Raw genomic sequence first — 13,742 nt, 5'->3', positions numbered from 1 at the left:
GCATGTTCCCCTTCAGCCGTGCGTCCCCCTATTGTGCGCCAGCGCCGTACGCCCCTAAACGATTTCCGGGGCGAGGACCACCGGAGCGCCCGGAGGACCGTCGTCGAGCAGCGTCCGGAGCAGCTCGGCCAGTCTGGTCGGGTACACCGTCTCACGGGCCGCGAGGAGTTCCTCGGAGGTCCACCACCTGGCTCCCGTGACGCTGCGCCGCTCCAGCTCCGTGAGACCGCCCATCTCGGTGGCGGTCTGGGCGGTACGCGCCAGGAAGTACCACTCGTCCTGCTCCCAGCGCCTCCCGGCGAAGGGAAAGGCGCAGTACCGGTGCCACAGCACCGGCCCCAGTTCCACCTCTGTGATCCCGGTCTCCTCGGCGAGTTCCCGCAGCGCGGCCTGCTCGCGGGTCTCGGTGCCCTCCAGACCGCCGCCCGGGGTGAACCACCAGTCGTCGGCGGGGTCGTCCGGTTCGAAGCCGTGCAGCAGCAGGATCCGGTCCTCGGGGTCGAGCAGGATCACCCGGGAGACCTTCCGCGGGGGCGTCCCGGACGGCTCAGCGGCCATGGGAGGCCGCCCGCCCGCGCCCGCGCCCCGTGAGCCGCGCGAGCGGCCCGTAGGCGGCGCCCAGCAGCACCAGGGCCGCGCCGGCCAGCACCGCGGTCACCTGGAGCCGCAGCGGCCCGGGAGCGGAGATCCCGCCGGGCAGGGCGGCGAAGATCCGCGGCCGCTCCAGCATCGTCATGGACGGCCACGCCACGGCGTCGACCCGGGCCTGGACCGCCTTGCGGGGCACCGTCCCCTGGCCGGCCTCCTGGAGGTGCGCCCGGGAGTCCAGGGACCCGCCGCGCCGGTCACCCATCAGGAAGAGGTTGCCCTCGGGCACCTTCACCTCGAACGAGGTGCTCCCCGCGGCCGCCGCCCCGTCGCCCTCACGGTCCACGTAGGGCTCGTCGAGCGGCGCGCCGTTCACGGTCACCCGGCCGCCCTGGCCGCAGCAGGCGACGGTGTCGCCGCCGACGGCCACGACCCGCTTGACCATGGGGGAACTGCTCCACACGGTGTCAGTGAAGACGACGACGTCGCCGCGCCGCACCTCGGCGCCGTCGATCCGCTGGGCCAGCACCCGGTCGCCCGGCCGTACGGTCGGCACCATCGAGTCCGTCGGCACCGTGTACGGCTGGTACACCAGCGCCCCCCAGCCGAAGCCGCCGAGGAAGAGCACGAAGCCGATGGCCACGGCGATCCCCGACAACGTGTTGCCGAGGCCTCCGCGGCCATCCCTGCGCGTGCGTGTTGCCTGCGTTCCGCCCATTGCGGCGCCCCCATGCCTCGGAGATCGTCGACCTGGGCGGCACCCTACCGGGCGGTACGCCCCTTGGTCAGCCTCCGCCGGCGCCACAGGACGACGGGGACGGCCCCCGCGAGCCCCAGGGCGGCCGGCGCGATACCGGCCGGGCCCAGCCCGCTCGCCTGCGGCGAGTGCAGCGGCGCCGGGGGCTGCTTGCCGATGCCCGGCTGGTCGAAGGTGTCCGGGACGGGGAGCGTGGACCAGCGGGTGACCGGCCACGCCACGACCACGGCCCGGCCGACGACCTCCTTGACCGGGACGAAGCCCTGGGTGGAGTCCTGCTGGTGGTAGCGGGAGTCCTGGGAGTTCTGGCGGTGGTCGCCCATCACCCAGATCTTGCCCTTGGGCACCGTGATCGGGCCGAACGGGAAGTCGTCGCAGGCGGAGTTGCCGGGGAAGATGTACGGCTCGTCGAGCGCCTTGCCGTTGACGACGACCGGTCCGCCCTTCTTGCACTCCACCGTGTCCCCGCCGATGGCGATGGTCCGCTTGATCAGGTCCTTCTCGTCGGCGGACGGCATCAGGCCGATCTTGCTGAGGATCTGCTGCGCGATGTTCGGCTCCGGGGTGGGCTCCCCGGCCAGCCAGTTCGCGGGGTCGTGGAAGACCACGACCTCGCCGCGCTCGGGCTCCGAGCCGAACCACGGGGTCAGCTTGTCCACCAGCACCCGGTCACCGCGCTGCAGGGTGTTCTGCATCGAGTCGGACGGGATCGAGAACGCCTGCACCAGGAAGGTCTTGATCAGCAGGGCCAGCAGCAGGGCGATACCGATGAGGAGCGGGAGCTCCTTCCAGAAGGAACGCTGCGGCCTGCCGGCCTCGGCGTCCTCCTCCCCGGTCTCGTGCCCGACGGCGTCGTCCGGCCGCTCCTCACCCTCATCGCGTCCGGATCGTGCGCCTACCGCCACATCCCCCACATCCACTCCTCACTCGGAAAACCGCCGCCCGCACCGGGATCAGACGCGGGCCCTCCCCTCCCTAACGATCGGGAGTTCCCTAAGGCGCGGGAGACCAAGGCCACACTATGCGAACGGCGTGCCCCGGCGGCGCCGACCGGGCCCGCGCCGCCGGCCGCCGCGTACGGGATCCGGCACCGACAGGAAGGTCGCCGGCTGGTCGAGTCCGCGCCAGTGACCGAAGGGCCAGGCGATCACGACCGCCTGCCCGACCACGCCCTTCTCGTCGATGGTGCCCTCGAAGGCCTCGTCGAGGTGGTAGCGGGAATCGGCCGAATTCGCGCGGTGGTCGCCCATCACGAAGAGCCGCCCGGCCGGTACGCGCACCTCGAAGCGGATCTCGGAAGGAGCGTTGCCGGGTGACACGTAAGGCTCATCGAGCGGCGCTCCGTTGACGGTCACCCGGCCCCGGCCGTCGCAGCACTTGACGGTGTCCCCGCCGACGCCGATGACCCGCTTGATCAGGTCCTGCTCGTCCGCCGAGGGCAGCAGCCCGATGAAGGTGAGGACCTGCTTGACCTGCTTGACGCCCGCGGGGGCCGGAGCGGGCCTCGCTGCCTCGCCCTGGAGCCAGCCGCCCGGGTCCTTGAACACGACGACGTCGCCCCGCCGGACCTCCGACCCGAACCAGGGCGTGAGCTTGTCCACCAGCACCCGGTCGCCGATCCGGATCGTCTGCTCCATCGAGCCGGACGGGATGAAGAACGCCTGCACCAGGAACGTCTTGAGCACCAGGGCTATGCACAGCGCGACCGCCACAAGCAGCGGCAGCTCGCCCACCCGGCGCGTACGCCTGCGCCGGCGCACCCTGCGCGCCAGTCGGCGCCGCTCGGCCCGCCCGCCGGGTTCCGCGCCGTCGTCGGCGCCGGGCGCCGACGGCGGCGCGGCCGGCACGGAAGCCCCGGATGCCTCCCGCGCGGGCGGCATCGCCTGCCTCGGCCCGGACCTGCGCCGCGGCCGCTCCGGCTCGGGTTCCCCCTCCGGCTCGGGCCGGCGTCCGCCCCTCGGACGGCCCCGGCTACCCATGCGGGCCGTCCCCGGTCCGCGCCCCGGGCACCGGGCCCCAGCGCGACACGGGCCAGCCGATCCAGTCGGCCCGCCCGATCACCTTCTCGACCGGGACCATCCCACCGCCGGGCTCGCCCAGGTGGTCCCGGGAGTCCCGGGACTGGGAGCGGTGGTCGCCCATGACCCACAGGGTCCCCGCGGGGACGGCGATCCGGAAGGGCACCTTCGAGGCCGAGTCCCCGGGGTACAGGTACGGCTCTTCGACCGGGACCCCGTTGACCTGGATCCGGCCCCCCTGGTCGCAGCACACCACGTCGTCCCCGCCGACGCCCACGACCCGCTTCACGAAGTGGGTGTCCGAGGGCTCCGCGAGCCCGAGCGCCGAGAACGCCCCGCGCACGGCGTCACCGACCGGGTTCCCGCCCGCGGGTTCGCGTACGAAGGACCCGGCGCCGTCGAAGACCACCACGTCCCCCCGCTGCGGCACAGCGCCGAAACGGTACGCCAGCTTGTTGACCAGGACCCGGTCGCCCACCTCCAGGGTCGGCTCCATGGAACGGCTCGGGATCTGGAAGGGCTGGACGACGAAGTTGGCGAGGAGCAGCAGGAAGACGGCGCACACCGCGCCGAGCAGTCCGGCCCGCCGCCAGGAACGCGAACCGGCACCGGCATCGGCATCAGACCCGGACCCGGACCCGGAAAAAGCAGAACGCGGCCGCCCCTCCCCCTGCTCGGGGGAGGAGTGGCCGCGTGGTGTGAGCTCTGCTTCGGTGTCCATCGGGTGCGAGCCTATCCGCCCGTCCCCGGGACCCGGAGGGGAGATCAGCGGTCGCGCTTCTCCTTGATCTTCGCGGCCTTGCCGCGGAGCTCACGGAGGAAGTACAGCTTGGCGCGACGCACGTCACCGCGGGTGACGAGCTCGATCTTCTCGAAGATCGGGGAGTGGACCGGGAAGGTGCGCTCCACGCCGACGCTGAAGGAGACCTTGCGGACGGTGAAGGTCTCGGAGACGCCAGAGCCCTGGCGACGGATGACAACGCCCTTGAACTGCTGGATGCGGGAGCGGTTGCCCTCGATCACGCGGACGTGCACGTTGATGGTGTCACCGGGGCGGAAGGCCGGGACGTCCGTGCGCAGGGAGGCGGCGTTGACGCCATCGAGCAGGTGAGACATGTTGTTCGTCTGCTTTCTTCGCACGACGCCACAGGTCGCCGGTGCGGGTTTCCGGAGAGAATTCGGGAGCCGTGGCACTCCCCGTACGGCGATCCCCCTGTGGCAGGAGCGTACGGAAGCACACAGCAGCCGCCTATTCTTCCACGGCCTCCGGCCTGCGCCAAAATCGGCCGTCCCCGGACGGCTTCCAGCCCAGGATGCTGAGGATCTCGCGGTCCTTCTTGTCGAAGGCGGAGGCCTCGCAGCGCTCGATCAGGTCGGGGCGGTTCCGCGCGGTGCGACGGAAGGCCTCGTCGCGGCGCCAGCGCGCGATCTTCCCGTGGTGGCCGCTGAGCAGCACCTCGGGGATGCCCCGGCCCCGCCACTGCGGCGGCTTGGTGTAGACGGGTCCCTCGAGGAGGTTGGCCATCTCGCCGGGGGCGAAGGAGTCGTCCCGGTGCGATTCGGCGTTGCCGAGCACGCCGGGCAGCAGCCGGGCCACGGCCTCGGTGACGACCAGTACGGCCGCCTCCCCGCCCGCCAGAACGTAGTCGCCGATGGAGACCTCGTAGACCGGCATCCGCGTCGCGTACTCGTCCATGACGCGGCGGTCGATGCCCTCGTACCGGGCCGGCGTGAAGATCAGCCAGGGGCGCTCGGAGAGCTCGACGGCCAGTTCCTGGGTGAAGGGCCGGCCGCTGGGCGTGGGCACCACCATGACCGGGCCGTGCGCGCCGGACTCGTAGCCGTCGGCGAGGACCGAGTCGAGGGCCTCTCCCCAGGGGTCGGTCTTCATGACCATGCCCGGACCGCCGCCGTACGGGGTGTCGTCGACGGTGTTGTGCCGGTCGTACGTCCACTCCCGCAGGTCGTGCACGTGTACGTCGAGCTGCCCGCGGGCCCTCGCCTTGCCGACGAGGGAGACGTTCAGCGGCTCCAGGTACTCGGGGAAGATCGTGACGACGTCGAGCCGCATCAGTCGTCGTCCCCGGACTTCTCGGCGCCCTCGGTGTCCGCTGCCGCGGCCTCGTCACGCGCCGACGCGACCTCGGCGCGGTCGTCGATCAGCCCGGGCGGCGGGGTGATGACGCAGCGCTGCTCCTCCAGGTCGATCTCGGCGACGATCTCCCCGACGAAGGGGATCATGACCTCGCTGCCGTCCGGGCGCTCGACGATGAAGAGGTCCTGCGAGGGCAGGTGCGAGATCTCGGTGATCCGGCCGATCTCGGTGCCGTCCTCGAGTACGACGTCCAGGTCCATGAGCTGGTGGTCGTAGTACTCGTCCTCCTCCTCGGGCAGCTCCGCCGGGTCGACGTCGGCGATCAGGAGGGTGTTGCGCAGCGCCTCGGCGCCGGTGCGGTCCTTGACGCCCGCGAAGCGGAGCAGGAGCCGGCCGCTGTGCACCCGGCCCGTCTCGATGGTCAGCGGACCCGCCGACGCCGGTTCGGTCCGCAGCACGGCGCCGGGCGAGAGCCGCAGCTCCGGCTCGTCGGTCCGCACCTCTACGGTGACCTCACCCTTGATCCCGTGGGCGCGGCCAACCCGCGCGACTACCAGCTCCACCTTTGACTCCTGTTCGGAACGACAACGGGCCGGGGCGGGCACGTGTGCCCTCCCCGGCCCGTGCCGGTGTTCAACTGCTCAGCGGACCTGGTCCACGTCGACGAGGTCGACGCGGATCCCCCGGCCGCCGATGGCGCCCACGACGGTACGCAGAGCACGTGCGGTGCGGCCGTTGCGGCCGATCACCTTGCCGAGGTCGTCGGGGTGCACCCGGACCTCGAGCACCTGTCCGCGGCGCAGGTTGCGCGAGGCGACCTGCACGTCGTCGGGGTTGTCCACAATGCCCTTTACGAGGTGCTCAAGAGCCTCCTCGAGCATGCTCAGGCCTCGGTCGACTCGGCGGCGGCCTCAGCCTCGTCCGCCTTCTTGTCGGCCTTCTTCTTCTGCGTGATGGCCTCGCCCTTGCCCTCGCCGATGCCCTCGAGGGCCTTGGCGAACTCGTCGAAGGAACGACGCTTGTCTTCCTTCGTCGCCGGCTGCAGCAGCGGCGCCGGGGCCGGGAGGCCCTTGTGCGCCTGCCAGTCACCGGTGAGCTTCAGGATGGCGAGGACGGCCTCGGTGGGCTGGGCGCCCACGGACAGCCAGTACTGCGCGCGCTCGGCGTTGACCTCGATGCGCGAGGGGTTGTAGGTCGGCTGGTAGATGCCGATCTCCTCGATCGCGCGACCGTCCCGGCGGGTGCGGGCGTCGGCGACGACGATGCGGTAGTGCGGGGAGCGGATCTTACCGAGGCGCTTGAGCTTGATCTTGACTGCCACTGGAGTGGTGTCTCCTGAACTTGACGTGGTTGGGCACTTGAGATGCCACGTGGGGTTGCGGTACTCGGGTGCCCGATGGACGCGTCAGCCGGAGGAGAGAGGGGTCCTATGCGACTGTCGAGTACAGCTGCCCATTGTGCCACATGCCCGCGTCCCGCCCGACAGGCGGGATGCGCCGCCCCGCCCCGGCGGGACGGTCCGGTCGCCGGGTCCGTACGGCCGCCCCGCGGCCGCCCCCGGCCCGGTCCGGGCACGTCACCGCCCCGCCGGGGGGCGTCGCGTCAGGAGGCGGCCGCGGTGGCGGCCTCGGGGATCCGGAAGGGCTTCATGCAGCCGCCGCACACGATCGGCGCCTGAGCCAGCACGGAGGGGACCACCCGGACGTTGCGGCCGCAGTCGCAGACCGCCTTGACCCGGACGCCGCCGCCCGAGGAGCCGTGCCGGGCGGCCGGACCCCGGAAGCTGCGCTTGGTGTCGGCCGAGGTGGCCGCCGTATGCGCCTTCAGGGCGCGCTGGAGCCGCTCGATGGTGGGACGGTAGCGCCTCTTGGCCTCGGGATTGAGGGTGACCAGGGAGAACCCGCTGCTGGCGTGCGGCTCCTCGGAATGGTCGAGCCCCATCTCCTCGGCGATCGCGAGGAATCTGCGGTTGTGGTAGCGGCCGGCGCGCGAGGTGTCGCGCACTCCGCGGGCGGCCGCGATGCCGTGGACTGCCTCGTGCAGCAGTCGCTCGAAGGAGAGCTCGGCGCCGCAGGCGGACGAGGACTCTCCGATCAGGGACTCGGGCGCGGCAAGATCAGGCAGCTCGGGGTGGTACCGCTGAATGTCGGCCCACGCCTGCGCCAGCTCTGCGGCGAGAACAGGTGGTGTCGTGCTCACGTCGTGACAACGAGCCGGGGTGCCCCGGTGTTCCGATTCCGGGCCATTCCAAATTTTTTGCACGTACCAGTCAGTTCAGTCTGATGCGTCCTAGCGAGGACGGGTGCGCATATCCCCGGATGAGTCGGTACGTAACGAGGGGTATCGACGCCGACGCCCCCGGAGTGCGGCCGCTGCCGCACGCCAGGGGCGCCAGGGGAAATCAGTAGGAGCGCGCGACGATCGCGAGCGTACCGGGGGCGTCGTCGGCCACCGGAACCGACCCGTCCTCGGCGATCAGGCAGCGGACCGAGACGGCCTGCTCGCCCAGCTTGGCCTCGCCCTCGGGGCCGAGGTCGGCCCACGGGATGCGCGCCCAGCCGCCCGCGATCGCGGCCTCGGCGGCCTCCTCGATCGTGGTCACGTCGCTGGTACGGGACTCCCGGCGCTCGCGGGACTCGCGCAGCAGCTGCGCCTGGTCCTCGTCGAGCACCTTGGGCAGCAGGTCGGCGAGGGCGTCGATCTGCACCGGGGTCTTCCCGCCCGGGATCCGGCGGGCCAGCATCGCGGTGCCGGCCTCCAGGTCGCGGGGGCCGATCTCGATGCGCACCGGTACGCCCTTGAGCTCCCAGTCCACCGCGCGGCGGCCGAAGGGGGTGTCGACGCGGTCGTCGACGTGGGCGCGGATGCCCGCGGCCTTGAGCTGGGCACCCAGCTCGCGGACCTTCGCCACGGCCTCGTCGCCCTTGATCGCCATGACGACGACCTGGACGTGCGCCAGGCGCGGCGGCACCCGCAGGCCGTTGTCGTCGCCGTGGGACATGATCAGACCGCCGACCATGCGGGTCGAGACGCCCCACGAGGTCTGCCAGACCAGCTCCTGCCGGCCCTCCTTCGAGAGGTACTGGGTGTTGAAGGCCTTGGCGAAGTTGGTGCCGAGCTCGTGGCTCGTACCCATCTGGAGGGCCTTGCCGTCACCCATCATGCCCTCGAGGGTGAGGGTGTTGATGGCGCCGGCGAAGCGCTCCTTGGCGGTCTTGCGGCCGAGCACGACGTCGATGCCGAGCACGTTCGTCATGAAGTCGCCGTAGACGTCGCGGTGGATGCGGGCGGCGTAGTCGCGGGCGTCCTCGTACGTGGCGTGGGCGGTGTGGCCCTCCTGCCAGAGGAACTCGCTCGTACGGAGGAACACGCGGGGGCGCATCTCCCAGCGCACCACGTTGGCCCACTGGTTGATCAGCAGGGGCAGGTCCCGGTAGCTCTGGACCCACTTGGAGAAGTAATCGTTGATGATCGTCTCGGAGGTGGGCCGGACGACGACCGGCTCTTCCAGCTCCTTGCCGCCGCCGTGGGTGACGACCGCCAGCTCGGGGGCGAAGCCCTCGACGTGCTCGGCCTCCCTCGTCAGGTACGACTGCGGGATGAACAGCGGGAAGTACGCGTTCTGGGCGCCGGCGTCCTTGATGCGGGCGTCCATCTCCTGCTGCATCCGCTCCCACAGGCCGTAGCCGTACGGACGGATGACCATGGTGCCGCGGACCGGACCGTTGTCGGCCAGCTCGGCCTTGTTGATCAGATCCTGGTACCAGCGGGGGAAATCCTCCGCCTGCGGGGTGAGAACGGGTGCCTTTGCCATGGCGCGAATGGTACGGCGCCGGGCGGGTCGAGCGTGAATCGGGTGGCGCGCTCCTCTGGACGCGGGGGCGAATGGGGAGTTCCCTGGCAACGGGGGCATGGGGGCGACACGGAATCAGGAGCGCTCTTTCGATGACACCGACGCCGACGGCGACGCTCGCCGCCCGGGACTGGGCGGAGATCCAGGAACGGATGCTGGTACCGCTGTACGAGGCGGTCTACGACCGGCTGGAGATCGGGCCGGGTGACCGGCTGCTGGGCCTCGACTGCGGGGCCGGGCTGGCCCTGCTGCTGGCCGGCGGGCGGGGTGCCGCCGCCACCGGCGTGGAGGCGGATCCGGCCCGCCGGGCGCTGGCCCGCGAGCGGCTGCTGGAGGTGGTGCCGGTTCCCCCGGTGCCCCCCGCGCGGCCCTACGACGTCCTGCTGGCCTTCGCGCCCTCCCCGGGCGCCCTGGCCGCGGCCCTGCCGGCGGTCCGGCGGGGCGGCGCGGTGGTGCTGGCCGGCTGGGGCCCCCCGGAGCGGTGCACGGTGCCGGCGGTGCTGGGCGGCGGCCCGGCGGCCCTGGACCTGGACGCGCTGGCGGCGCGGGCGGGGCTGGTCCCCGACGGGTCGGGGCGGGTGTTCTGCCCCTTCGGGTACGCGGACGTGGACAGCGCGGTACGGGGTCTGCTGTCGACCGGGCTGTACGGCGCGGCGGATCCCGGCCAGGCGGAGAAGGAGCTGTCGGAGGCCCTTCACCCGTACGAGCGGGCCGACGGCGCCGTCTGGCTGCCGAACATCTTCCGCTACGTCGTCGCCCGCGTGGCCTGACCGGGGGCGCCGCCCGCCTCTCGGGGCGGGGGCGCCGCCTACTTCGCGAGGCGGGGGATGCCGGCCGCCGCGTACGCCGCCTGCTCGTCCAGGGTCTCGGCCGCCAGGAGGGCCTCGGCCAGGGCGTCGAGCTTCGGCCGGTGCTCGCGCAGCAGGCGGCAGGCCTCCTCGTAGCACTCGTCCACGATCCGCCGCATCTCGTGGTCCACGGTGTCGAGGGTGGTGGGGGCGGCGGACAGGCCGTACGGGCCCTGTCCGTCGGACGGGATGGCGGTCAGCTTGCCGACGCGATCGCTCATGCCCCAGCGGCCGACCATCCCCCGGACGATGTTGGTGACCTGTTCGAGGTCGTTCTCGGCGCCGGTGGTGACCACGTGGTAGACGGTCTCCTCGGCCGCCATGCCGCCGAGCGCGCCGATGATGCGGCCCCGGAGGTACTGCTCCGTATACGCGTACCGGTCCGCGTCCGGGGTGGAGAGGGTGACGCCGAGGGCCCGGCCCCGGGGCACGATGGTGATCTTGCGTACGGGGTCGGCACCCGGCTGGAGCATGCCCAGCAGGGCGTGGCCGCTCTCGTGGTAGGCGGTGCGGCGCCGCTCCTCCAGCGGCATCACCAGGGGCCGTTCCGCACCCAGCTGGACCTTCTCCAGGGCGTCGGAGAAGTCCGCCTGGCCGACTTCCCGCTGCTCGCGCTTGACGGCCAGCAGCGCGGCCTCGTTCGCCAGGTTGGCGAGCTCGGCCCCGGTCATCCCGGGGGTGGTCCGGGCCACCTGGGCGAGGTCGACCCCGGGGGCGAGCGGGATGTCGCGGGTGTGGATGCGCAGGATGGCCTCGCGGCCGTCGCGGTCGGGCGGGGAGACCACGACCGTGCGGTCGAAGCGGCCGGGCCGGGTCAGGGCCGGGTCGAGGACGTCCGCCCGGTTGGTGGCGGCGAGGACGACGACGCCCTCCGAGCCGGAGAAGCCGTCCATCTCGGTGAGGATCTGGTTGAGGGTCTGCTCGCGCTCGTCGTGGCCGCCCATGGCCGCGCCGCCTCCGCGCACCCGGCCGATGGTGTCGATCTCGTCGATGAAGACGATGGCGGGGGCCACCTTGCGCGCCTCGGCGAAGAGCTCCCTGACCCTGGAGGCGCCGACCCCGACGATCATCTCGATGAACTCGGACGCGGACGCGGAGAAGAACGGCACCCCGGCCTCGCCCGCGACCGCCCGCGCGAGCAGGGTCTTGCCGGTGCCGGGCGCACCGGCGAGGAGGACGCCGCCGGGCATCCGGGCGCCCATGTCGCGGTAGCGCTGCGGATTCTTGAGGAAGTCGACGACGTCGTTGAGCTCGCCCTCCACCTCGTCGATGCCGGCGACGTCGTCGAAGGTGGTGCGCGGGGCGCCGGCCTGCAGTTCCACGGGCTTGGGCGGACCCTTGCGGCCCAGCCCGCCCATCCCGCCCATCGCCGAGCCCATCCGGCGGGCGATGAACAGCCACAGGCCGACCAGGAGCAGCATCGGGGCGAGCGAGATGAGCAGGTTGGCCAGGAAGCTGCGCTGTACGACCACCGGGGAGGCGGTGACCGTGACGCCCTTGGCCGTGAGGCTGGACCACAGCTGGTCGTCGGCGAAGGCGGGGCGCTGGGTGACGAACTTGGTGTAGTCGCCCTTTCCGCCGGGGACGGGCCGCTCGCTCTTGAGCTGTCCCTGGATGGCGTCGCCCTTGGAGTAGATCTTCGAGACGTTGCCGTCGCCGACCTGCTTGCTGAACTCCGTGTACGAGATCGTCGGCTCGTCGCCCTCGTTGTAGAAGGACAGCACGAGGTTGGTCAGCAGGAAGACGATCAGGGCGGCGAGCACCAGTCCGCGCCAGCCGCCGCCGGGCATCTTCCGCTTGGCGGGCGGGGCGGGCGGGGCGCCCTCCGAGCGCCAGGGGGTGTCGGCCCGGTCGCGTGGCGGTACGGGGGTGGGGCTGGGCACGTGGGCCTCCTTATGCCGTCCTCCCGGCCGACCATAAGCGACAAATCGCCCCACTGCCCGCGCAGACGGGGAAGGCCCCGGTCGCCTGGCGCCCGGGGCCCTTCGATGTCCGCTTGCGCGTCCCTTACTTCATGAACTTCTTGAACTCGTCCGGCAGGTCGAAGTCCTGACCCGGCTGCCCGCCGCCGGCGGGGAGCCCGAACGGGCTGCCGCCCGCGGCCGGAGCGCCGGGCTGCGGGCCCTGCTCTCGGCGGGCCGCGGCGGCGGCCTCCTCTTCCTTGCGCTTCATCGGGTTGCCGCTCTTGCGCTTGCCCTTGGCCTGCTTGACCTGCTTCTTCTGCCGGCCGGGGCCGCCGCCCATGCCCGGGATGCCGGGCATGCCGGGCATCCCTCCGCCCTGGGCCATGCGGGACATCATCTTGCGGGCCTCGAAGAAGCGCTCCACGAGCGACTTCACGGCGCTGACCTCGACACCGGAGCCCTTGGCGATACGGGCGCGGCGCGAGCCGTTGATGATGTGCGGGTCCTGGCGCTCGGCCGGGGTCATCGACTTGATGATCGCGGCGGTGCGGTCGACGTCCCGCTCGTCGATGTTGTTGATCTGGTCCTTGATCTGGCCCATGCCCGGCAGCATGCCGAGCAGCTTGGAGATGGAGCCCATCTTGCGGACCTGCTCCATCTGGGCCAGGAAGTCGTCGAGCGTGAACTCCTTCGGCCCCTTCGCCAGCTTGGCCGCCATCTTCTCGGCCTCGGCCTGGCTGAAGGTCTTCTCCGCCTGCTCGATGAGGGTGAGCATGTCACCCATGTCGAGGATCCGGCCCGCCATGCGGTCGGGGTGGAAGGCGTCGAAGTCGTCGAGCTTCTCGCCGTTCGAGGCGAACATGATCTGCTTGCCGGTGACGTGCGCGATGGAGAGCGCCGCACCGCCGCGGGCGTCGCCGTCGAGCTTGGACAGCACCACGCCGTCGAAGCCGACGCCGTCGCGGAAGGCCTCGGCGGTGTTGACCGCGTCCTGGCCGATCATGGCGTCGACGACGAAGAGGATCTCATTCGGCGAAACCGCGTCACGGATGTCCGCGGCCTGCTGCATCAGCTCCTGGTCGATGCCGAGGCGGCCGGCGGTGTCGACGATGACGATGTCGTGCTGCTTGGCACGGGCGTACTCGACGGAGTCCTTGGCCACCTGGACCGGGTCGCCGACGCCGTTGCCCGGCTGGGGGCCGTAGAAGCCGACGCCGGCGCGCTCGGCGACGATGCTGAGCTGGTTGACGGCGTTGGGGCGCTGGAGGTCGCAGGCGACGAGGAGAGGGGCGTGGCCCTGCCCCTTCAGCCAGAAGCCGAGCTTTCCGGCGAGGGTGGTCTTACCGGCACCCTGGAGACCGGCCAGCATGATCACGGTGGGCGCGGTCTTGGCGAAGCGCAGCCGGCGGGTCTCACCGCCGAGGATCGTGACGAGTTCGTCGTTCACGATCTTGAGCACCTGCTGGCCGGGATTCAGCGCCTTGCTGACCTCCTCGCCGCGTGCCCGCTCCTTGACGTTCGCGATGAACGAGCGGACGACGGGGAGGGCGACGTCGGCCTCAAGGAGAGCGATACGGATTTCCCGCGCCGCCGCGTCGATGTCCTGCTCGCTGAGGCGCCCCTTGCCACGGAGGCCCTTGAAAGTATTCGCCAGGCGGTCGGAGAGAGTATCGAACACG

The 13,742-nt window shown here is 71.7% G+C and carries 15 protein-coding genes; 1 reads left to right on the top strand and 14 read right to left on the bottom strand.

Translation table 11 applies throughout. The features are described 5' to 3' along the window. Positions 1-54 precede the first annotated feature (54 nt). From ACZ51S_RS28070 to proS, 12 genes are all read right to left on the bottom strand, one after another. Entirely contained in the window at positions 55-558 is a 504-nt protein-coding gene (locus ACZ51S_RS28070) for an NUDIX hydrolase (RefSeq protein WP_468478202.1), read from the bottom strand. Further along, complete coding sequence (gene lepB, locus ACZ51S_RS28065; RefSeq protein WP_468478201.1) at positions 548-1,306, bottom strand: signal peptidase I; 759 nt, start codon at positions 1,304-1,306, stop codon at positions 548-550. Before lepB (ACZ51S_RS28065) ends, ACZ51S_RS28070 begins: the two co-directional genes overlap by 11 nt. A gap of 44 nt (positions 1,307-1,350) precedes the next feature. Beyond that, positions 1,351-2,259: a signal peptidase I gene (gene lepB, locus ACZ51S_RS28060; RefSeq protein ID WP_468800456.1), complete on the bottom strand. Its 909-nt coding sequence runs from the start codon at positions 2,257-2,259 to the stop codon at positions 1,351-1,353. Between the two features lie 105 nt (positions 2,260-2,364). Beyond that, positions 2,365-3,192: a signal peptidase I gene (lepB, locus tag ACZ51S_RS28055; protein WP_468478199.1), complete on the bottom strand. Its 828-nt coding sequence runs from the start codon at positions 3,190-3,192 to the stop codon at positions 2,365-2,367. 124 nt (positions 3,193-3,316) lie between these two features. After that, positions 3,317-4,084, bottom strand: a complete 768-nt coding sequence (lepB, locus tag ACZ51S_RS28050; RefSeq protein WP_468478198.1) for a signal peptidase I — start codon at positions 4,082-4,084, stop codon at positions 3,317-3,319. Between the two features lie 44 nt (positions 4,085-4,128). After that, entirely contained in the window at positions 4,129-4,479 is a 351-nt protein-coding gene (rplS, locus tag ACZ51S_RS28045) for a 50S ribosomal protein L19 (RefSeq protein WP_030227407.1), read from the bottom strand. Between the two features lie 133 nt (positions 4,480-4,612). Beyond that, positions 4,613-5,434 carry a tRNA (guanosine(37)-N1)-methyltransferase TrmD gene (gene trmD / locus ACZ51S_RS28040; RefSeq protein ID WP_468478197.1) on the bottom strand — a complete coding sequence of 274 codons (822 nt, stop codon included), beginning with the start codon at positions 5,432-5,434 and terminating at the stop codon, positions 4,613-4,615. Continuing rightward, positions 5,434-6,021, bottom strand: a complete 588-nt coding sequence (rimM, locus tag ACZ51S_RS28035; RefSeq protein WP_388942029.1) for a ribosome maturation factor RimM — start codon at positions 6,019-6,021, stop codon at positions 5,434-5,436. The genes trmD and rimM overlap by 1 nt, the downstream gene beginning before the upstream one ends. 78 nt (positions 6,022-6,099) lie before the next feature. Then, positions 6,100-6,339 (bottom strand): RNA-binding protein, encoded by a 240-nt coding sequence (locus ACZ51S_RS28030; RefSeq protein ID WP_007266827.1) that lies wholly within the window; start codon positions 6,337-6,339, stop codon positions 6,100-6,102. Positions 6,340-6,341: 2 nt separating this feature from the next. After that, positions 6,342-6,779: a 30S ribosomal protein S16 gene (gene rpsP / locus ACZ51S_RS28025; protein WP_125817063.1), complete on the bottom strand. Its 438-nt coding sequence runs from the start codon at positions 6,777-6,779 to the stop codon at positions 6,342-6,344. A 281-nt stretch (positions 6,780-7,060) separates the two neighbouring features. Continuing rightward, entirely contained in the window at positions 7,061-7,657 is a 597-nt protein-coding gene (locus tag ACZ51S_RS28020) for a hypothetical protein (protein WP_468478196.1), read from the bottom strand. Between the two features lie 202 nt (positions 7,658-7,859). Continuing rightward, a complete protein-coding gene (gene proS, locus ACZ51S_RS28015; RefSeq protein WP_468962346.1) occupies positions 7,860-9,272 on the bottom strand; it encodes a proline--tRNA ligase in 1,413 nt (470 codons plus the stop codon). A 131-nt stretch (positions 9,273-9,403) separates the two neighbouring features. On the opposite strand from proS, the gene ACZ51S_RS28010 reads away from it, so the two are divergent. Then, positions 9,404-10,081: a methyltransferase type 11 gene (locus tag ACZ51S_RS28010; protein ID WP_388942037.1), complete on the top strand. Its 678-nt coding sequence runs from the start codon at positions 9,404-9,406 to the stop codon at positions 10,079-10,081. Between the two features lie 38 nt (positions 10,082-10,119). Here ACZ51S_RS28010 and ftsH read toward each other — a convergent pair whose 3' ends face one another. Together ftsH and ffh are read right to left on the bottom strand one after the other, a co-directional pair. After that, positions 10,120-12,042 (bottom strand): ATP-dependent zinc metalloprotease FtsH, encoded by a 1,923-nt coding sequence (gene ftsH, locus ACZ51S_RS28005; RefSeq protein ID WP_468478194.1) that lies wholly within the window; start codon positions 12,040-12,042, stop codon positions 10,120-10,122. Between the two features lie 124 nt (positions 12,043-12,166). After that, positions 12,167-13,741: a signal recognition particle protein gene (gene ffh, locus ACZ51S_RS28000; protein WP_468478193.1), complete on the bottom strand. Its 1,575-nt coding sequence runs from the start codon at positions 13,739-13,741 to the stop codon at positions 12,167-12,169. Between the last annotated feature and the right edge of the window lies 1 nt (position 13,742).

Source organism: Streptomyces sp. NPDC034043 (genome assembly GCF_055575675.1).
Note: the sequence above shows the minus strand (reverse complement) of the source record. Positions and strands in the feature narration are given on the sequence as shown.